At 68.5% G+C, this 18,830-nt stretch carries 14 protein-coding genes and 1 pseudogene; 2 read left to right on the top strand and 13 right to left on the bottom strand.

Features of this window, described 5'->3' with window-relative positions; all coding sequences use genetic code 11:
- Nucleotides 1–57: 57 nt before the first annotated feature.
- From ABIB25_RS18260 to ABIB25_RS18220, 9 genes are all read right to left on the bottom strand, one after another.
- Nucleotides 58–1,560: a methyltransferase domain-containing protein gene (locus ABIB25_RS18260; RefSeq protein ID WP_354529917.1), complete on the bottom strand. Its 1,503-nt coding sequence runs from the start codon at nt 1,558–1,560 to the stop codon at nt 58–60.
- Nucleotides 1,541–2,860: a glycosyltransferase family 39 protein gene (locus tag ABIB25_RS18255; protein WP_354529915.1), complete on the bottom strand. Its 1,320-nt coding sequence runs from the start codon at nt 2,858–2,860 to the stop codon at nt 1,541–1,543. Before ABIB25_RS18255 ends, ABIB25_RS18260 begins: the two co-directional genes overlap by 20 nt.
- An 85-nt stretch (nt 2,861–2,945) precedes the next feature.
- A complete protein-coding gene (locus ABIB25_RS18250) occupies nt 2,946–4,874 on the bottom strand; it encodes a methyltransferase domain-containing protein (protein WP_354529914.1) in 1,929 nt (642 codons plus the stop codon).
- A 41-nt stretch (nt 4,875–4,915) separates the two neighbouring features.
- Complete coding sequence (locus ABIB25_RS18245) at nt 4,916–5,800, bottom strand: lysylphosphatidylglycerol synthase domain-containing protein (protein WP_354529913.1); 885 nt, start codon at nt 5,798–5,800, stop codon at nt 4,916–4,918.
- A 232-nt stretch (nt 5,801–6,032) separates the two neighbouring features.
- The gene (locus tag ABIB25_RS18240) at nt 6,033–8,879 is read right to left on the bottom strand and encodes an FtsX-like permease family protein (protein WP_354529912.1); all 2,847 of its coding nucleotides are present in this window, start codon (nt 8,877–8,879) and stop codon (nt 6,033–6,035) included.
- Nucleotides 8,876–9,592 carry an ABC transporter ATP-binding protein gene (locus ABIB25_RS18235; protein WP_354529911.1) on the bottom strand — a complete coding sequence of 239 codons (717 nt, stop codon included), beginning with the start codon at nt 9,590–9,592 and terminating at the stop codon, nt 8,876–8,878. The genes ABIB25_RS18240 and ABIB25_RS18235 overlap by 4 nt, the downstream gene beginning before the upstream one ends.
- A complete protein-coding gene (locus ABIB25_RS18230; RefSeq protein ID WP_354529910.1) occupies nt 9,589–10,164 on the bottom strand; it encodes a PadR family transcriptional regulator in 576 nt (191 codons plus the stop codon). Before ABIB25_RS18230 ends, ABIB25_RS18235 begins: the two co-directional genes overlap by 4 nt.
- 162 nt (nt 10,165–10,326) lie before the next feature.
- The gene (locus ABIB25_RS18225) at nt 10,327–11,553 is read right to left on the bottom strand and encodes a DUF885 domain-containing protein (RefSeq protein ID WP_354529909.1); all 1,227 of its coding nucleotides are present in this window, start codon (nt 11,551–11,553) and stop codon (nt 10,327–10,329) included.
- Nucleotides 11,554–11,611: 58 nt separating this feature from the next.
- Entirely contained in the window at nt 11,612–12,382 is a 771-nt protein-coding gene (locus ABIB25_RS18220; protein ID WP_354529908.1) for an isoprenyl transferase, read from the bottom strand.
- A 161-nt stretch (nt 12,383–12,543) separates the two neighbouring features.
- Between ABIB25_RS18220 and trhA the strand changes: the two genes are divergently transcribed.
- Nucleotides 12,544–13,218: a PAQR family membrane homeostasis protein TrhA gene (gene trhA, locus ABIB25_RS18215; protein ID WP_354529907.1), complete on the top strand. Its 675-nt coding sequence runs from the start codon at nt 12,544–12,546 to the stop codon at nt 13,216–13,218.
- A gap of 100 nt (nt 13,219–13,318) precedes the next feature.
- Here the strand turns inward: trhA and abmR are convergent.
- The 4 genes and pseudogenes from abmR to mca form a co-directional block, all read right to left on the bottom strand.
- A pseudogene (gene abmR, locus ABIB25_RS18210) lies at nt 13,319–13,864 on the bottom strand (ATP-binding transcription factor AbmR); the annotation flags it as partial.
- A gap of 390 nt (nt 13,865–14,254) precedes the next feature.
- Nucleotides 14,255–16,276: a thioredoxin domain-containing protein gene (locus ABIB25_RS18205; protein WP_354529906.1), complete on the bottom strand. Its 2,022-nt coding sequence runs from the start codon at nt 16,274–16,276 to the stop codon at nt 14,255–14,257.
- 7 nt (nt 16,277–16,283) lie between these two features.
- Nucleotides 16,284–16,688, bottom strand: a complete 405-nt coding sequence (locus tag ABIB25_RS18200; RefSeq protein WP_354529905.1) for a hypothetical protein — start codon at nt 16,686–16,688, stop codon at nt 16,284–16,286.
- Nucleotides 16,685–17,713 carry a mycothiol conjugate amidase Mca gene (gene mca, locus ABIB25_RS18195; protein ID WP_502919848.1) on the bottom strand — a complete coding sequence of 343 codons (1,029 nt, stop codon included), beginning with the start codon at nt 17,711–17,713 and terminating at the stop codon, nt 16,685–16,687. Before mca ends, ABIB25_RS18200 begins: the two co-directional genes overlap by 4 nt.
- A 530-nt stretch (nt 17,714–18,243) precedes the next feature.
- On the opposite strand from mca, the gene greA reads away from it, so the two are divergent.
- Nucleotides 18,244–18,735: a transcription elongation factor GreA gene (gene greA / locus ABIB25_RS18190; RefSeq protein WP_354529904.1), complete on the top strand. Its 492-nt coding sequence runs from the start codon at nt 18,244–18,246 to the stop codon at nt 18,733–18,735.
- Nucleotides 18,736–18,830 lie beyond the last annotated feature (95 nt).

Here is an 18,830-nt window from a genome sequence, read left to right as displayed (position 1 = left end):
GTCCGACGATCGCCGGGCCGGATGCCATCGGGGAGGGCATCGGCGGGTTTAGCGGGTTCAGGCGCCGATGGCACGTGACAGCACATTCGGCTCGCGCAGGGTGATCGCTGCGGTGAGCACGTCCTCGGCGTGGGGGGTGAGCCGCAGGACGTTCTGGTAGCCGAACAGCGTTGGACGCAGACGGACCAGCGCGGCGTCGATCTTGCGGAGCACCCCGGCGAGGCCACCGGAAGCGCCGATGGTCCCCAGCGGCAGCCCGGTCGACGCCTCCTGCAATACATCGAAACCGGCCCGACGCACGGTGCGGCGGAGCGTGGACCGGGTGAAGAAGCGCAGGTGGGTGTTGTCGAGCACCCCTCGACGGTCGTACCCGAAGAGACCGAAGGTGACCCGGAAACGCGGATACCAGTGACCGAAGTTCGGCACCGACAGGATCAGCTGTCCACCGGGGCGCAGCACCCGTCGCATCTCGCGCAACGCGTCGCCCGGGCGGGCGAGGTGCTCGATGATGTCGCCCGCGATCACCACGTCGAAGCCGGTCCCGATCTCCGGGGCAAGCGGCTTCTCCAGATCGGCGACGAAGAAGGCGTCGGTACGGTCCCTGACCTCGGGCAGCTCGATGGCATCGACCCCGACGACGGTGTGCCCGGCGGCCCTGATCTGCTCCGCCAGCAGACCCGCCGAGCAGCCGAGGTCCAGCACCTTCGAGGGCGCCAGACCGGCCATCATCTCCAGGATCAGCGAGTGCGAGGAGCCGTCACCCTCCTTGAACGCGTATTCGTCCGGCGTGGGGACCCACTCCGACGTCCCGAAGCCCTGCACGGCCAATCGGTACTCGATGACGTCCCTGACCACGTCCTTGGCGTACTTCAGGCCGTTGACGTAGCAGATCTCGTCGCCGTAGTAGGTGGGGATCGGGACCTCGACGATCCGTCCGCCGGCGTGGATCACCTGGGCGATGATCTGCGTGTCGAAGTCGAAACCGTCACTGTTCGCCTCGAAGGGAATCTCCCGCAACGCACTTGTCCGGTATGCGCGGTATCCGGAGTGGAATTCGGTCAGATCCGTGCCGAGCACCGTGTTCTCGAATCGGGTGAGAACCTTGTTGCCGATCCGCTTGTAGAAAGGCATTCCGCCGTTCTTCGCAGCTCCCTTGTCCATCATCCGGGAGCCGAAAACAGCGGCGCAATCGGTAGTGTAGAACGGCGCGACGATGTCAACGAGGCTCTCCGGTGCGTATTGACCATCGGCATGCAGGAGTACGACGAGATCGAGTCCCTGCTCGATCGCCAGCAGATAGGCAGCTTTCTGATTTCCGCCGTAGCCGAGATTCTTCGTGTGCTTGATCACAGTGGTCGACGGGGTGTCGTCCCGCGCGGCCCACTGCTGTCCGTACTCGAAGGTCAGGTCACCGCTGGCGTCATCGCAGATGATGACTTCCTCGATGCTCGGCCGGAAGCCGACCGGGATTCGGTCGAGCGTCTCCAGCAGGGTCGACTGGGCGTTGTAGGCGACCACCACGATCCCGATGCGCAACGACTCAGTCTTGCTGTGCGGCATTCTGATTCCTTTCAACTGCTTCCTGAGAACTTCTGTCGGCAACCCATCTCGGGTCACCGGCCACGACGGCCATCGGCACCGGGGGCAACCGCAGACCTGGGCCGGCCGCGCTGCCGGTTCGTCCCGAGAACATGGTCCTGGTGGCCTGGAAGGCCAGCACGACCAAGGTCAACCATGGTAGGAGAAGGAAGAGCTTCTCCGGCTGCGTGAATTCCGAGGCCGAGGCATTGAACCACGGAAATCCCCCGGACCAGCGGGTGTAGACCTCCACCATGATGAGGCCTGCGGAGAAGCTGTACAACGTGGCGAGTCGAACGCTGACCAGGTAGCAGGCCGCAAGCGGCCACACCAGGTACTGGGTACCGAAGGTGGTGGCCAACGTCAGGAACACCGTCAGCGACCAGGCCACCGCGACCGTCACCGACTCGGGCCGGCGCCAGACGGCGACGGCCGGGACCGCCACGCAGAGCAGGACGAGCAGCGAGCGTCCCGGCCCGGCGGCAAAGGCCACCCACGACGGATTGCCCATCCAGTGGCCCAACTGCATGAATCCCCACCAGGACTGTCCGATGCCGCTGTAGCCGATGACGTTCGACCGGACGGCGTCGAACTGCAGCAGCAGGGCCGGCCCCCAGGTGACGGCGACCACCGCGACGAACGCGGCCAGGAATCGCACAGCAGCGCCACGACCCTGCCGGTAGGCGTAGATCAGCAGCGCCGGGACCAGCACGAAGGGCACGATCTTGATACCGACCGCGAGTCCGATGGCGACCCCCGCCAGCACCGGTGCCCGGCGGTCGACCAGGAGGTAGAGGCCGAGCATCGTCAGGAAGGTGAAGATCGGGTCGGTATTCCCGTGGAAACCCGAGATGATGAACAGCAGCGGACTGGCGACCACGAGGATCGCTGCGGTCAGGGCCTGCCCGAGAGTCGACCTGCGGCGCAGCATTTCGAACAGCACCAGCGCCGTCCCGACGTCGGCCAGGCTGGACATCGCGCGAATGGTGAAATTGATCGGTATGCGGAGATCGTGGACGCCATTGACGAACCAGAGGAAATAGCCGATCAACGGAGGGTGGTTGTAGAACGACAACTGAAAATGTAGACCATAGATTCCGACCGGCCCCGCCGCTCGGACGCCATTGGTGAAATCGACCCAGTGGATGATGTCATTCGTGCCGAAAGTCGTTGCAGCGACGACGAGCTTGAGGGCCAACACCGGAAGAGCGAATAACAGGACCAGACGCCACGGATGGGCAGCACCGCCGGCGCGCGCCAACAGCACTTTCACTCCTGTCATAGGCGCACAGTACCGTCCCGGAGGCCGCCAACCGATCTGGCCGCGCCAAGGCGCGAACGCCTCGCGCGCGGCTCCGACCCGTCGGTCAGCTGACCCGGCGGGCCAGCGCGACGATACCGTTGCCTTTGCTCTGGACCAGTCGCTGCATCACCTGGAACGGGAAGATACCGACCGTGATGACGATGGCGGACAGGCGCTTGGTGGGCTGGAGCCAGCGTCCGGAATGCGCCGTCTGGTCGGCCGCCGAGTCCTCCATCTGGGCCGAACCGTCGGCGACCCGGTTGCGGATCGCTTCCAGCAGGAAGGCCAGCGGCCAGCCGTAGAGGCCGATCTTCACCGGCTCGAACCCGGCCGCCCTCAGCTTCGTCGCCAATTCGTCCGGCGAGTAGCGGCGGTAGTGCCCGACGGCCTTGTCCCAGGTACCGAACATGTGCTGCCAGGCGGGGACGGAGAGCACCAGGTGCCCGCCGATCCTGACCTTCTTGACCCAGGCATCGAGTGCACCGGTGTCGTCCTCCAGGTGCTCGAGCACCTCGAAGGCGCAGACCATGTCGAAGGTCCGGTCGTCGTCGAGTTCGTCGGACGTGCAGTTGAGTACGGTCCCGCCACGCGTCCCGATCCGCTCCTTGGCGATCTGGTAGGACGACACATCGGGCTCGACCGCGGTGAAGGACGGGGTGAGCCCGACCAGGCGGGCTCCCATGGCGCCCTGCCCGCAGCCGATCTCGAGCGTGGTGGCCGGCCGGGTCTGCTTCATGGCCCGCTTGATCAGCGGCCAGCGTAGTGCCGCCCGCGGAGTGAGCGGCGCCACCGGCGCGGAATGCTTGCTGGCAGCGGCGGTGGACACGTCATCGAGGGGCACGTCGGCCAGCCTATCCAGAAGGGGAAGCACCACAGCGCCACCGGTGAACGAACTCAGGGCAAGTTCACGCGCTTGGCGGCGGCGGTGGACGAGCAGCTGACGATCCTCCACCAGACGGGCGATCGCGTCGGCCAGGGCCGATGGATCACCGACGGGCACGAACTCGGCCGCCTCGCCGAGCACCCGACGTTGCGGCCGGGTGTCCGACGTGATGATCGCGCAGCCGGCGGCCGCTGATTGATACACCTTGTTGGGCACGACGTCTGCCCCTTTCGGCGTAGTACCGAAGATCCCCAGGGCCACCTGGTGGGAAGCCACCACGGCCGGCAGACGGGCCGGATCGACCCAGCCGACCCACTCGGCGGGAGCCTCCGGGCCGGCTGCCGCCTGCGCGGCCGCCAGGTCCTGGCCGCTGCCGATCATGGTGACTCTCAACCGGTCAGCGCCGAAGCCGCGGCGATGCAGCAGATTCAACGCCTCACCGATCACCACCGCGCCCTGCAGCGGGGTGAACAGGCCGAAGAAGACCACCCTGACCGGCTCGTCGAGGGCCGGGGCCGGGGATGCGTGCCCGCCTGCCTCGAACCAGGTCGCGTCGGCTCCGACCGCGGCGACCAGCGCGCGCGACGACAGTTCCTCCGGCACCCGGTCCCGATGTTCGGCGGTGTCCAGCACGATGACGTCGGCGGCCCGCAGCGCCCGGCGGTCGAGGACCTCGAGGGCGCCGGTCACCAGTCCCTTGGCCGAGCCGCGATCCACGGCAGTACCGGCGGCGAAGATCAGGTGATCGAGCACGATCGGGGTGCCGTGGAACACCCGCCGGGCCAGGTGCACGTCGAAGTGGCCGAGATAGCCGACCAGGACGGCGTCGGGCGGCTGACGTTTCGACTCGGACCGTCCACGACGGGCGAGCCTGGTCCAGCGGTGCGCCAGGCGAAGCCCCAGCACCGGCAGGGTCCAGGGCTTGCGCAGCATCGAGACCCGTTCCGCGGTGGACAGTCCCAGCGGTTCGTTGATCTCGAGCACGTCGTGACCCTGTGCCCGCAGACCCTCGATCAGCACCCGCACCCTGGGGTGCGAATCAGCCTGGTAGGTGCCGAAAGCGATGATCCGCATGGTGGTCTGAGTGCTCCGATCCGGGTGGGTGGTCATCGTGCCGTGGTCATCGTGCGGTGGTCATCGTGCGGTGCTCGTCATCGTGAGGTGGTGGTTCGGCGGCCGGCGCGGAGAGCTATCCCGGCCAGGACGAGGTCGACGACGGTCAGGACGGCCCGGGACAGCAGGACGACCAGTGCCGCCGATCCGGGCGGCATCAGCGGGTTGAGACCGGCCGCGAGCAGCAGTTCACGAGGGCCGGCACCGGCCGAGGCGAAGATCACCACGATGCCGACCGCGGTGGCCGTCGAGAACAGGCCGATGGCCAGCAGTGGGTTCGGGTAGGTACCGCCGACCATGCCGACGAGGAGGAAGAACTGCAGCCCGTTCACCACCTGGCCGCCGATGGACCAGGCCGCAGCGATGACCAGGTTGCGGGCCGGGATGCGTTGCAGCGGCACGTTCCGTCGGGTGATCCGGCTGACCACCCGTCCGGCCCAGACCAGGACGGCCGGGTGCAGCAGCGCCACCAGTGGCAGCACCAACCAGAGGGTCCAGCCGTAGTCGCCGAGGATCTGCCGGCCGGCGATGCCCAGGCAGAGGGCCCCCATCGAGGCGGCCGTGACGACCGACAGCAGGATGGACATCAGGCTTGCGGTCGCGCTCCGGGTCGTCGGTACGTCCAGGTCCTTGGCCAGCCGGGCCTGGGCGACCACCGTCCAGACACCACCGGGGATGTACTTGCCGAGCTGCCCGGTGAGGAAGACCCGTTGGGCGTCCTTCAACGGCAGCGGCGAACCGAGACCGGCGAGGACCGAGCGCCAGGCCGGTACACCGGACCAGGCGCCGAGGGCACCGGCCACCAGCGCGCCGGCGATGGGCCAGAAGGTGATGCGCTGCGCAGCATCGGCGAACGAGTGGCGGTTCTTGATGACCCAGTAGGCGCCGAAGGCAAGCACCAGCAGTAGGAATCCGACCCGCACGAGCGTGCCGAGCGAGCGCTTCCGCCGCGTCGGCGACGCGTCCTGCCGGGCTTCGGACGAGGAATCGGACGCCGGATCCGACCGGGCGTCCGAGACTGGATCAGGCGGCGTCAGTGGTCGAACTCCTTGCTCTGATCGGCAGCGCGGCGAGGACCACCGGCGGTCGGTCGGCGAATGATCACCGACGGCCGGACGTGAGTTTAGCCGTCCTTGCCGGGCAGGCCGACGAAGATCACCGTGCCCGGGCCACCAGGCTGATCCTCGATCCGGTCACCGTCGCAGCCACCACGAACGCAAGGAGCGGAAGCCCCACGATCAGCACGGCGATCGGTCCCCACGGCACCTCGAAGTAGGGCTTCGGGAATCCGCCGGACTGGTAGACGAGTCGCACCAGCCCGAACGCCGGGACCAGACCCAGGAGAGCGCCCAGCACGCACCCGATCCCGGTGATGAGCATTGCCGACCAGCCGGAGAATCGACGACGCATCCACCCGGGGGCGCCGACGGCGCCCAGGGTCGACAGGTCATCGCGCGCATCCGACACCGACAGGGCAGTGACCACCGCGACCGTCAGCGCGATGAGAAGTGCCGCGGCGGCGAAGATCAACCAGGGTGACGGTCCACCCGTCAACGAATCCTGTCCGGTCTCGAGGTAGGTGAAGACCTGACTCCCTCCTGCCGCGAGCTGCTGCTGGAGCGAATCGGTCTGATCAGCCGTCGCAACGCCCCCCGGGTCGATGATCAGGCCGGCCGATACCGTACGCAGGCCTGCCTCCCGAGCCGCCGACGGTGAGACGATGGCGCTGATCCGGGTGGGCGACCAACGGGCCGCCGAGGCGTTCAGCGAGATCACCCGGTCCTGGACCCATTCATCCTTCGTCCCCTCGTAGTGGCTCTGCGCCAGGGTGAGAACGCCTGCAGGCGAGAGGAATCGGCGATCGAGGGTGACGGTGCCGCCGGCGGCGAGCACCCGGTCAGCGGCCGGATCCTCGATCCCGGTGACCAGAGCTCGCAGCTCGGGGCCACCGACCAGCAACCGCGGAACGGCAAGGCCACTCCGGATCCCCGAGGCGTGCGTACCCGACTGCTCGTCGGAAACGGTCGAATAGTCCGCACCGGCGCACCGCCAGTCGCCGACGGCTGCCGGAATCTCGGCGGGGGTCGGTAGCGCCAGGCCCCGGATCGAGCCGTCGACGAGCGACGCGTAGTGAGACACCATCCAGGGACAGCCGTTGCCGGCCGGAATCTGCGGATCGACCGAACTTGCTTCGGTCGGACCGGTCGGCGTGGTCAGGATGGCAAATGTCGATTTCGGCCAGATCGCCGAGAGACCGGCCGCGGACACTCCCGTGTCGGCGGGGGTGTCGGTCGGTGGGAGCTTCGGATCTGCCGGTTGGACCATCACCGCCCCGAGGGGGATCCCGGGGGTGTAGTTGTCGGCTCTGCTGAGCTCCAGCGTGGCGAACAGGCTGGTCAGCGCCACGGCGAGGGCGGTCACCGTCATCACGGCAGCAACTGCGGGAGCACTCCGGCCACTGTGTCGCGCGGCATCGCGGACCGCCAGTCGAGGCATGGTGGGCAACACCCGACCGAGCCGGGCGATCACCCGCAGCAGCAGCGGGGTACCCATCAACAGACCGATTTCGGTCAGCAGCAGGCCGGCACCGATGACCACGGCCCGGAGCTCGCCGGGTTGTGCCCGCTGGGCTTCGGTCACGCCGGACAGCGCGACGGCGAGAGTCACCCCGATACCGATCAGAGCGGTGACGGCGCCCGCAATCGACCACCAGCGGATGGTCCGCTTCGCCACCGGGGACTGGCCGAGCAGTGCCATGACGCTCGCCCGCGACGCCGAGATGGCCGGCAACAGGGCGGCGAGCATCGCCGTCAGCAGACCGAGGGCGAAGATCGCAAGCAGGTCCGCGGGCACGACATGCGTTGCCACATAGGGCAGACCGAGCTTCTCGACGGCAACGCCACGACCGGCCAGTCCCGCGGCCACCCCGAGCAGGACGCCGAGACCCGACCCGAGCGCGCCCAGCACCAGCCCGCTGCCCAGCACCACCAGGCGCAGCTGGCCGGGCGTCGCACCAGCCGCACCCAGCTGCCCGAGCTGGCGTCGCATGCGTTTGGCGCCGACGGCGAAGGCCGGGCCGGCCAGGAAGATCACCTGCATCACCGCCAGCAGCCCGCCCAGCACGGCACCGGCCACCATCAGCACCGATTCGCTCTGCTGCTGCTCCGGCACCGCGGTGGCCCCGGGACCGGAGATGGCAGCCCGGGAGAACACTCCGAGTCCGTGCTTGTTGAGGCCCTCGACCTCGCTCCAGCTCAGCGAGACACCGGACATCAGATATCGCGGCCCGCGGTAGGACTCGAAATACTTCACCTGACCGAAGTCGGTGACGGCGATGGACCGATCGCCTGGCTTGTCCGACGGCACCAGGGACTGCACCATCCCGACCACCGTGTAGGCCGCAGCCGGTGCGCCGAGGGAGACGACCGCACCGATCCCGGTGTCCAGACGCTTCGCCAGGGCCGGCGTCAAGGCGACCTGGCCGGGTCCGGCCGGTGCGGTACCGGCCGTGACCCGGAATCGGCCGGCGGCCGCAGTGGCCGCCAGGTCCAGCATTTCCAGGTCCGTCCGGAAGTATTGCCCACCAACACCTTTGGCGGGGACCTCGGTCTGCACCCAGGGAGCCAGCTCGGCCCCGGCCGGAAGCAGCGCGAGCACCTCCGAGGCCGGGCGCAGCGGATGCGCAGAAGGGAGGTACCCGGCCACCCCGGGACCGGTGTCGAAATTGAAGCCGTCGTCGGTCGGGCCGTACTGGACCACCGCCGGCGCTCCGGCCGGGGCCTCGATCCAGGCACTTGCCGCACCGAGATCGGCCCGCCCCAGAGTCAGGTCGGCCCGTTCGGCCGGTGTGCCGAAGGACGATCTCAGCAGCACGTCCGCGGCCGCCATGACCAGGATGGGCAGGGCGATCAGGATGATGATCAGCAGTGAATTGCCCTTGTGCCGGAGCGTGTCGCGGCGCGCGATGCGTAGCGCCGGCCCCAGCCCGGTGATCACCGTCACGGCTGCGTCACCAGCAACGACGCGGCGTCGTCGCGTCCGGCGGTGTCGACCATCCTGCCGTCGCGCAGGAACACGACCCGGTCGGCCCAGGCGGCGTGCCGGGCCTCGTGGGTGACCAGCACGACGGCCGATCCGGCATCGGCCCGGCTGCGGAGCAGCGCCAGCACCAGCTCTCCGGTCGCACTGTCCAGTGCACCCGTCGGTTCGTCGGCCAGCACCAGTCGGCGGTCTCCGACCAGGGCCCTGGCGATCGCGACCCGCTGCTGCTGACCCCCGGACATCTCGTCGGGGAACCGATCGATCATGTCGGCGAGGTCGACCTCGCGAAGGGCGGTCCGGGCGTCCCGTCTGGCCTGGTGCCGACGAACTCCGTCCAGTTCCCTCGGCAGCGCCACGTTCTCGCCGGCGGTCAGCGTCGGCAGCAGGTTGAAATCCTGGAAGACGTAGCCGACGTGCTTGCGCCGGAGCGCCGCCCGCGCCGAGCCGCCGAGCGAACCGATATCGAGGCCCGCGACACCCACCGAACCCGACGACGGGGTGTCGAGGCCACCGGCCAGATGGAGCAGGGTGGACTTCCCGGAACCGGACGGTCCCATCACCGCGACGAATTCCCCGGCCGAGACCACCAGGTCGATGTTGTCCAGAGCAGTGACGCTGGCCCCTCCCCGGCCGTGCACGCGGCGTACGTCCGTCATCTGCAGCAGCACCGTCATGAGGAGACCTCCGAGTTCTCGGCGGGTGCCGCCGCGATCGGGGCGACAGCGCGTTGCTGAACGGCGTGCCGGATCACCGCCGACTCGCAGTGGTCCAGCCATCGGATCTCCGCCTCGGCGGCGAAGATCATCGATTCCAGGACCAGCCGCCACGGGAGGTCTGCGACGTCGGCATGACGCTTGAGCCGGGTCAGATCCTGCATGGCCCGCATCGTGTCCAGCCGCTGGGTCTGCAGGATCGCACTGGCATCGACGCCGGTCGCGGTGACGGCCAACGCGATCTTGATGGCCAGTTCGTCACGGGGCCGGTCGTTGCGGGAAACCGGTGAGCGCCACCAGCTCTGCAGCTCTGCCTGCCCCGCCTCGGTGAGGTGGTACATGGCCCGGCCGTCGTCACCCGTACCGGTGCCCAGCACCAGTCCGTCGCGCTCCAGCCGCGCCAAAGTGGTGTAGACCTGCCCGATGTTCAGCGGCCAGACGGATCCGGTGAGCGACTCGAACCGGGACCGGAGCTGATAGCCGTAGGCATCGTGATCGGCGAGCAGGGCGAGAAGACTGTGACGGATGGACATACTCGGTATGTATACCCGGTATGTGGTCGGGTGGCAATGGTCCGCCCGCAGCGTCCTGCAGCGTCCTGCAGCGTCCTGCACAGTGCTCGCTATAGCGAGCACTGTGCAGGACGCTGCGTCGCGAGCCGGCCGAAGCTGTCCGGGGCAGTCCCGCGGTCTCCGTCAACCGGAGCGGACGGCCGACATCTCCGCCTGGATGACGGCCGGGGTGAGCGGCTCGTCGAGCAATCGCTGGAAGCGTTGCAGCGCGCTCTGACCCTGCGGTCGGGCCTCCAACCAGGGCCGCAGCAGTCGCTCCCCCTCGACGTAGGTCGAGGTGTAGGCCCGCCAGAGCGGATCGGACAGGAACCGGAGCGACTGCCGCGACCGCTTCTCGTCCGCCAGACTCCATTTCTGCAGGTAGGACACCACGTCCTCGGGATCGGCGCCCTGGTCGTGCAGCATGATCGCGGCATTCTGGCGCACCGAGTTGAGTGGCCGCGATGCCACCTCCAGCGCCTCGGCGAGTTCCGGTTCGAAGCTCGGGCCGATCCCGTCCAGCACTCCGGCGGCCCAGGTCGCCCAGCCGGGACCGATGGCAGCGGTCAGCGCCAGATCGCCAAGGCCTTCGGCCATCAGGCACTGCGGGGTGTTCACCAGGAAGATGGTCTGCTCGGCCTGTCCGCCCTGCTCGACGAGCAGGCTCTCCTTGCGGCAGTGCTCGGTGTGATGTCCCGGGTAGCACTCGTGCGCCACCAGCACCGGGAACTGGCTCATCCGGTGGCCGACGTCCGCGTTGACCGCCACCCGGGACGAGTACGACCCGAGGTAGTAGTTGAAGCCGCTCCATGCCACGTCGCGCTCGATGTCGAAGTCGATGTTCTCCTGCTCGAGAAGCCCGGTGGCGCTGACGATCTGCGGTCGCAGCGCCGCGGCGACCGCCCGCACGGCCGTCTCGACCAACTCGGGCGGACAGGCTTCGGCGGCACGGACCGCGCCGAGTCGCTCGGCGAGATCGGGGTTCGCCGGGGCGCCGGCGCCGTCCAGCAGCCCGGAGATCCTGGCGTGCGCGTCGGCGTAGACGTCGGTGTCCACCAGAGCGATCTCGACCTGGAAGTACGAGTGCACCTCGGCGATGAACGACATCTCCTGCCCGGCCAACCGGGCACCGGCGACGGCCAGGGCATCCAGATGCGCGGTCAGGAAGGCCGAACGGTCCGCGGACAACCCGGCGTCCGGGATCTGCGCGGACAGCTCGGCGGCCCGACGCGACAGCTGCGCCGGATCGGGGGCCGGTTCGGCGGCGACCTGATCCTTGAGTGCCGGGTCACCGATGTAGGCGTCGACGAACCCGTCGACCACCCGATCGAACCGCAGGCCCAGCTTCAGGTACTCGCTGACGACATCCACTGCTAGCACTCCACTCTCGTTCGATCACCATCGTTGTGCGTCAGGATCTTCCGCCTCGTCATTCGCCGAACCGGCGGTGGCGCGCGGCGTAGTCGCGCAGCGCTCGCAGGAAGTCGACCCGGCGGAAGTCGGGCCAGTCGGCCTCGTAGAACCAGTACTCCGAATGTGCGCTCTGCCAGAGCAGGAATCCGGACAGGCGCTGCTCACCGGACGTGCGGATGACCAGGTCGGGATCGGGCTGGCCCGACGTGTAGAGGTGCTCGCTGATCGCATCGACGTCCAGTCGGGCGATGACCTCCTCGACCGACAGCCCGGCGTCGGCTCCGGACTGCAGCAGCGACTTCACCGCATCGGCGATCTCCTGACGACCGCCGTAACCCACCGCGATGTTGACCTCGACCCCCGTGCGGTCGGCGGTGCGCATCTCGGCCGCGGTCAGCCGGGTCACCATGGCCGGCGGCAACACCTCCATGGCGCCGACGATCCGCAGTTTCCAGGGCTGGTCCGGCGCGGCGAGATCGTCCACCACGTCGGTGATGATGGCGAGCAGGGGTTGGAGTTCCTCGTCCGGACGCCGCAGGTTGTCGGTCGACAGCAGCCACAGGGTGACCATGCCGATTCCACTGGTCTGGCACCACTCCAGCAGGTTGGAGATGTGGGCCGCACCGGCGCGGTGACCGTCGTTCGGGTTGGTCATCCCCTCCTTGCGGGCCCATCGGCGATTGCCGTCGATGATCACGCCGACGTGGTGCGGGACGGCCGCGCCACCCAGGAGTTGGTGGATCAGCCTGCGCTCGTAGACCCGGTAGAGCAGCGTCGGAAGCCTCACGAGTGCCGACCCTACTGGCGCGGGGGCGCGAACCCTGACCCGACCGGCTCATCGGAGCACGCCCGATCCGGCGCAGTGATTCCAGCCCGCTGCTTCTACGAATCGTCGAATAGACCACAGGCACCTCGCAATATCCGCGCATCTGACGGAACATGGATCTCATGACGTCCGGGACCCTGCCACGCACCTCCACGACACGGCCCCGTGCCCGCGGCTGGATCCACTGGTACTCCGCGCTGGCCGGGGGCGTGCTCGGCATCGTGCTCGTGGTGGTGGCCGCGACCACCGTCGGAGCGGGCGCCGCAGTTGCCTGCGTCATCTACGCCCTCACGATCGTTGGCCTGTTCGGCATCAGTGCGACCTACCACCGTCATACCTGGGTGTCGGTCAGGGCCAGGACGTGGATGAAGCGGGCCGACCACTCGATGATCTTCGTGTTCATCGCCGGCACCTACACCCCGCTCGCCGTACTGGCCATTCCCGGCCGCACCGGAACCGTTCTGCTGACGATCGTCTGGATCGGTGCTGCCGGTGGTGTCGCGCTCAAGATGCTGCTGCCCAATTCGCCGCGCTGGGTCGGTGTGCCGTTCTACATCGCGCTGGGCTGGGTCGCCGTCTTCGCGATGCCGCAGCTGCTGCACAACGGTGGCGTGGCGGTCGTCGTGCTCGTCATCGCCGGCGGTCTGATGTACACCGTCGGCGCGGTGTTCTACGCGATCCGCAGGCCCAACATCTGGCCCGGCACGTTCGGCTACCACGAAGCGTTCCACGCTTTCGTCACGCTTGCCGCCCTCTGCCACTACATCGCGATCTTCCTGGTCCTCTACCCCGGCTGAACCGCCCCGCCCACGGGGCCACACCACCCCGCATGACGACAGAACGCCCACCCGCGCAGGCGGGTGGGCGTTCTGCTGGCTCGAACTCACGGCAGATGGCTCAGCCGAGGTCGGGACCCTCGTTGCGGAGACGGTTGACCTGCTCCATGGCTTCGCGGAGTTCGCCCAGCCACTCATCGGCGTGATCGCCCACCAGACGGATGGCCCAGACGAGGGCATCCGACCGGGAGCGCGCGACACCGGAGTCGACCAGGGTGTCCAGGATCTGCCGTTCCGGCTGGCGTAGACGCGTCATGACCGGGACCGAGGCCGTGGTGAACAGCTCTTCGGAGCCGCCGAGCTTCGCACCCCAGGAGATCTCGCGGCCGTAGCGGAACTGTCCCTGACGGGCGATCTCGATACGGGCCTCGCGGGTGTCCTCGCGGAAACGGGCGATCCGGCCGGCCTCGGCCGCAGCAACCGCTGCGGCATCCTGCTTCTCGGTGGTCGTCTCGAGAGCGGGCAGCTCTCCGACGATCAGCACCTCTTCACGATCCACCGTAACGGTCGGGGTTCCGACGAACCAGTCGCTGGGCAGTCGGCCGGCGAACCAGCCGGCCGCGTCGGAGGCATCCGGTGCTTCCGGCGATCCCCCGCGGCCTCGACCCCGCGGTCCGAACGGACGGCCACCGTGCCCGCCGAAGCCGGGACCGAAGCCGGGGCCGCGCCCACGTCCGCCGCCCTTGCCTCCGCGACCACGGCCACCTTCGCCGCGCGGGCCGTCGCCCTCACCTTCGAACTCGGGACCGAAGCCAGGGGCGCCGGGTCCACCGAGCGGGAACTTGCCGGGGTTGAATGGTGTCCTCATGTCAGACTCTCTCTCTATCATTCGCTGCAATGATTACAACGTTACAGCGCTTACAACGAGAGCACCAGCATGTTTGTTCCCGGGTCTCATCCCTGGCGCGGTCGCGCTCATGATCGGGTCGATTCGCGCACCACGCGTCCCAAAACCCGCACGATCATGAGCGCCGTCGAAGTTGATCAGCGCGGGGGCCTAGCGGCGGGTGAGAAGCTCCACCAGATCGTCGACCGAGACCACCGGTCGGTCGCACACGAAGCCGCGGCACACGTAGGCGGCGGGCCGGCCGTCGATCGTCGGCCGGGCGGCGAGCAGTGCGGCGGAATCGGCTTCCCCGACCACGATCACCGACCCGCCCGGAGCATGCTTCCACGCGGCAGCGACCAGTAGATCGCGGTCCGCACCCGGCCGACCCGAGAGGGCGATCTGCAATGGTCCGGCCGCCAGCGCCTCGGCGGCGGCCAGATGCCAGCCGGCCGAGCGCGGCACCCGCATCAACAGCGTGGCGACCGTCCCCATAGCACGCTCGGCGGCCAGCAGGTATCCGGTCTCGCCGGTGAGGGCAGCGGCCGTCACCAGCGCGTCGGCGATGGAGGACGCGCCGGACGGGGCGGCCCCGTCCCCGGGATCACGCGGACGCAGGAACAGTTGCTCCGCGTCGTCGGCGGTGTCGTTGAACCCACCGTCCGGGGCGAGGAAGTGGTCCAGCACCAGGTCCAGCACCCCGCGGGCCTCAAGGAGCCAGTCCGGGTCTCCGTCGGCCTGGTGCAGGGCCAGCAGGGCTGCGGCGACGTCGGCGTGGTCGACCAGCACCGCCTCACCCGGGCCGGCCGCACCATCCCGGGACGAGCGGCGCCAACGGCCGTCGACCAGGTGGACCGACAGCAGATACCGCGCACCTCGCGCCGCCGCCTGCACCCAGTCGGCCCGTCCGTGGGCGGCACCGGCCTCGGCCAGACCGCGGATGGCGAGGCCGTTGCTGCGCATGACCACCAGCTCGTCGCGACCGGGCTGCGGGCGCAGCTGACGGGCCACCAGCAGCGATCCGCGGATCGCTTCGAACCAGGCCGGATCGTCCGGATCCTCCCGCAGGCGCAGGACGGCTCCGGCCAGTTCGTCGTCGTGATCTGGGAGGTCCAGGCCGAAGATCGTCGCGGCCCGCGCACCGTCGGCCTCGCCGAGCACCTCGTCGAGCTGTCCGCGATCCCACAGGTAGGTGGCGCCCTCGACCCCCTTCGTGTCGGCGTCGAGGGAGGCTGCGAACCGGCCGTCGACCAGCTGCAACCCGTCGATGAGGAACTGCGCCGTCTGCTCCGTGACGCGGTGGGACAGAGCACTACCGGTGAGTCGCGCGTGGTGCGAATACACCATCAGCAGCAGGCCGTTGTCATCGAGCATCTTCTCGAAATGCGGGACATGCCAACGGGAGTCGACGCTGTACCGGGAGAAGCCGCCGGCCAGCTGATCGTGGATGCCACCCCGGGCCATCTTCTCCAGGGTCACCGTCACGGCGTCGAGGGCGTCCTGGTCGCCGGTCCGCTCGTGGTGTCGCAGCAGGAATTCGCACACCATCGCCGGCGGGAACTTCGGTGCCCCGGGGAATCCACCCTCGACGTGGTCCATCCGGGTGACCAGCGATTCGGCAGCCAGGGTCAGCTCGTCGCGGTCCAACGGGCCGAGCCGGGACTCCCCGCCGGCCAGCGCATCGGGCACGTTGACCTCGGCGAGCGAGGTCCGGATCCCGGCGGCTGCGGTCAGGACGCCGGCGTTGTCGTCCTGCCAGGCCTTGGTGATGGCAGTGAGCAACTGCGGGAACGACGGAAGGCCCCGGGACGGCACCGGAGGAAAATAGGTACCGGCGTAGAACGGGTCACCGCTCGGCGTCAGGAAGCAGGTCATCGGCCAACCACCCGAGCCGGTCAGCGCCTGGGTGGCCGTCATGTAGACGGCATCCACGTCAGGCCGCTCCTCCCGATCGACCTTGATCGGGACGAAGCCGTCGTTGATCTGGGCGGCGACGACCGGATCGGAGAACGACTCCCTGGCCATCACATGGCACCAGTGGCAGGACGCGTACCCGATGGACAGCAGGACGGGGACCTGACGCCGGGCCGCCTCGGCCATGGCATCGGGCCCCCACGGCCACCAGTCGACCGGCTGCGCCGCGTGCTGACGCAGGTAGGTCGAGGTGGCTTCCGCCAGCCGCGAGCCACTCATCGTCGTCCTACGGGGTGGCAGATGGTGGCGAGGGGTCGGTCTTGGGAGCCGGGTTCCCGGCAGTCCCGGCCTCGGCGGCTGTCGTGTCCGCTCCATCGGCCGTTGCCCTGGTCCCGGACGCGGATCCGGAGGCGGACGCGGATCCGGCCGCGGAGGCGGACCCGGCCCCGGACGCACCGACCAGCGCCGGCTCGCTGTCGAAGGATTTCGGCACCTTCTTGAGGTTCCGGTTCATCGATTTCACCAGGAAGTACACGGCCACGCACATGAGGACGATGACGAGCAGACCGATCGGCGCCGCCTCTCCCCACTCCGGACCTTTTCCGGTGGTCGGATCCACGTCCGACGGGCTGTTGCCCCCGTCCGCCAGGAATGTCTGCACGGCCAGGACCGCTTCGGACATCGTCGTCATGACACCACCCTCTCCCTGACCCCGGCGAAGAGGTCCGTTTCCGGTACATCGGTATCGACCAGCGATCTGGCCAGTTCGTAGTCGTCGGTGCCCCAGACGGACGCCTCGATGTCGTGCGGCACCGCGAACCAGTGTGCATCGGGATCGATCTGGGTCTCGTGTGCCTTGAGCGCTGCATCGCGCTGCGGGAAGAAGTCGGCGGCTTCGATCCTGGTGGTGATGCGGGCGCCGGGATCGGGACGCGGGTTTTCCGCGAAACGCTTGATCCACTCGTCGAACGGCCCCTCCCCGGTGCGCTCGCGGACCGCTTCGTTGATGGCCAGCATGCGTTCCCTGGAGAACCCGACGTTGTAGTAGAGCTTGAGCGGCTGCCACGGTTCGCCGGTGCCCGGGTAGGCGTCCGGGTCGCCGGCAGCCTCGAACGCGGCCATCGACACCACATGGCACCGAATGTGGTCGGGGTGCGGGTACCCGCCGTTCTCGTCGTACGTCGTCATCACATGAGGACGAAAGGCCCTGACCACCCGGACCAGCGCCTCGATCTCCACCGCCGGGTCGAGAGCGCCGAAGCTGCCCTCCGGCAGGGTCCAGGTATCGGGGGCGCCTTCGTGGTAGCCGGAGTCCTCAAAACCCAGCCACACGTGGGCCACTCCGAGAATCTCTGCTGCCCTTGCCATCTCGGTCACCCGGAGGGTGGGGATGTCGATCGCCGTGTCGGCGAACTTCGGATTGAGCACGTCACCACGCTCGCCGCCCGTGCAGGACACGACCACCACGCCGACCCCGTCGCTGGAGTACTTGGCCAGGCTGGCCGCTCCCTTGCTCGACTCGTCGTCGGGGTGGGCGTGCACTGCCATCAGGCGCAGCGGCGCGGCCGTGGCGACTTCGGTGCGCGCCCGGGCGCCGTCGGCGAGGACGGAATCACCGAGCAGGTTCTCGTCGGACGCCGGGTGGACGGAACCCGGTACATCCCGATCCTTGACGTCGACACCGCTGCTGGTGCCCCGGGTGCTCGTGTTGTCCATCTGTCCCTCACTGGCCGTACTTTGCATGCTCACAGTGCCTTCGATGCTCACAGTGCCTTCGGTTCCCTTCGAGGCCGGGCGCCCTGACGCCCTCGTTCCTCCATTGTCCCCCGCTCGCGGTCGGACTCCGACAGGCCCGTGCAAGGCATCGTCCGGCACGGTCGTCGCAATCCGCGATCGAGCCGCCGCGGGGAGCCTGTCCGCGCAGAAATCAAGGGGCTGTCGGTGGCTGCGTGTTAAACTTGGTCACCACTTCCGGCGGCCCCTGACGGGGCCGTCTGGTGTTTCAGGAGCGAACGACGGGTGCCGCAACGGACTCGATCTCCGTCCGCGAGCAACCCAGCGGTGCTTCCGAGCGTCGTGACACGCGGGGATGGTCACGTCATCGGCAGTGGGAACAGCGCATTGCCCGAGACGGCCGCAGCTCCACCCTCAGTCAGATTCACCCGTGACGGCCTGTACCTGGTCGTACCGAGAAGTAGATGTCCGCCAGAATCCAGTCCGCCCCATTGACGTAGCAAGGAGTTGCCATGACCGGAACAGTTGCAACTTGGTTGACCCAGGAAGCACACGATCGACTCAAGCACGAGCTCGACGAGCTGGTGCTGCAGCGACCGGTCATCGCGTCGGAGATCAACGCGCGCCGCGAAGAGGGCGACCTCAAGGAGAACGGTGGCTACCACGCTGCCCGCGACGAGCAGGCGAAGCAGGAGGACCGGATCCGCAAGATCCAGGAGCTGCTGCGCGAGGCCCAGGTCGGCGTTCGCCCGGCGGACGACGGCACCGTCGAGCCCGGCATGGTCGTGACGGTCGCCTACGACGGTGACGACAGCGACCAGGAGACGTTCCTGCTCGGATCACGCGAGGAAGGGGCCCACGGCTCCCTCCAGGTCTACTCGCCGCAGTCGCCGCTCGGCGCAGCGATCCGGGGCGCCACCAAGGGCGAGTCCCGCGAGTACCTGCTGCCCAACGGCAAGACGCAGAAGGTCAGCATCGTGGAAGCCAAGCCGTTCAACGGCTGACCACCCGTCGGCGGTGGTCGAGCACCCTTGTCGAGCACCCGTCAGTGGTGGTCGAGCACCCTTGTCGAGCACCCGTCAGTGGTGGTCGAGCACCC

Source organism: Nakamurella sp. UYEF19 (assembly GCF_040546275.1).
In the GTDB taxonomy this organism is placed as follows: Bacteria; Actinomycetota; Actinomycetes; order Mycobacteriales; family Nakamurellaceae; genus Nakamurella.
This window is presented reverse-complemented; position numbering and strand designations above follow the sequence as displayed.

Coding starts and splice junctions, on each gene's coding strand:
- ABIB25_RS18230 (WP_354529910.1), bottom strand. CDS start 10,164: ATGTCCATCCGTCACAGTCTTCTCGCCCTGCTCGCCGATCACGATGCC.
- mca (WP_502919848.1), bottom strand. CDS start 17,713: ATGGACAACACGAGCACCCGGGGCACCAGCAGCGGTGTCGACGTCAAG.
- trhA (WP_354529907.1), top strand. CDS start 12,544: ATGACGTCCGGGACCCTGCCACGCACCTCCACGACACGGCCCCGTGCC.
- ABIB25_RS18205 (WP_354529906.1), bottom strand. CDS start 16,276: ATGAGTGGCTCGCGGCTGGCGGAAGCCACCTCGACCTACCTGCGTCAG.
- greA (WP_354529904.1), top strand. CDS start 18,244: ATGACCGGAACAGTTGCAACTTGGTTGACCCAGGAAGCACACGATCGA.
- ABIB25_RS18250 (WP_354529914.1), bottom strand. CDS start 4,874: ATGACCACCCACCCGGATCGGAGCACTCAGACCACCATGCGGATCATC.
- ABIB25_RS18260 (WP_354529917.1), bottom strand. CDS start 1,560: ATGCCGCACAGCAAGACTGAGTCGTTGCGCATCGGGATCGTGGTGGTC.
- ABIB25_RS18255 (WP_354529915.1), bottom strand. CDS start 2,860: ATGACAGGAGTGAAAGTGCTGTTGGCGCGCGCCGGCGGTGCTGCCCAT.
- ABIB25_RS18235 (WP_354529911.1), bottom strand. CDS start 9,592: ATGACGGTGCTGCTGCAGATGACGGACGTACGCCGCGTGCACGGCCGG.
- ABIB25_RS18200 (WP_354529905.1), bottom strand. CDS start 16,688: ATGACGACGATGTCCGAAGCGGTCCTGGCCGTGCAGACATTCCTGGCG.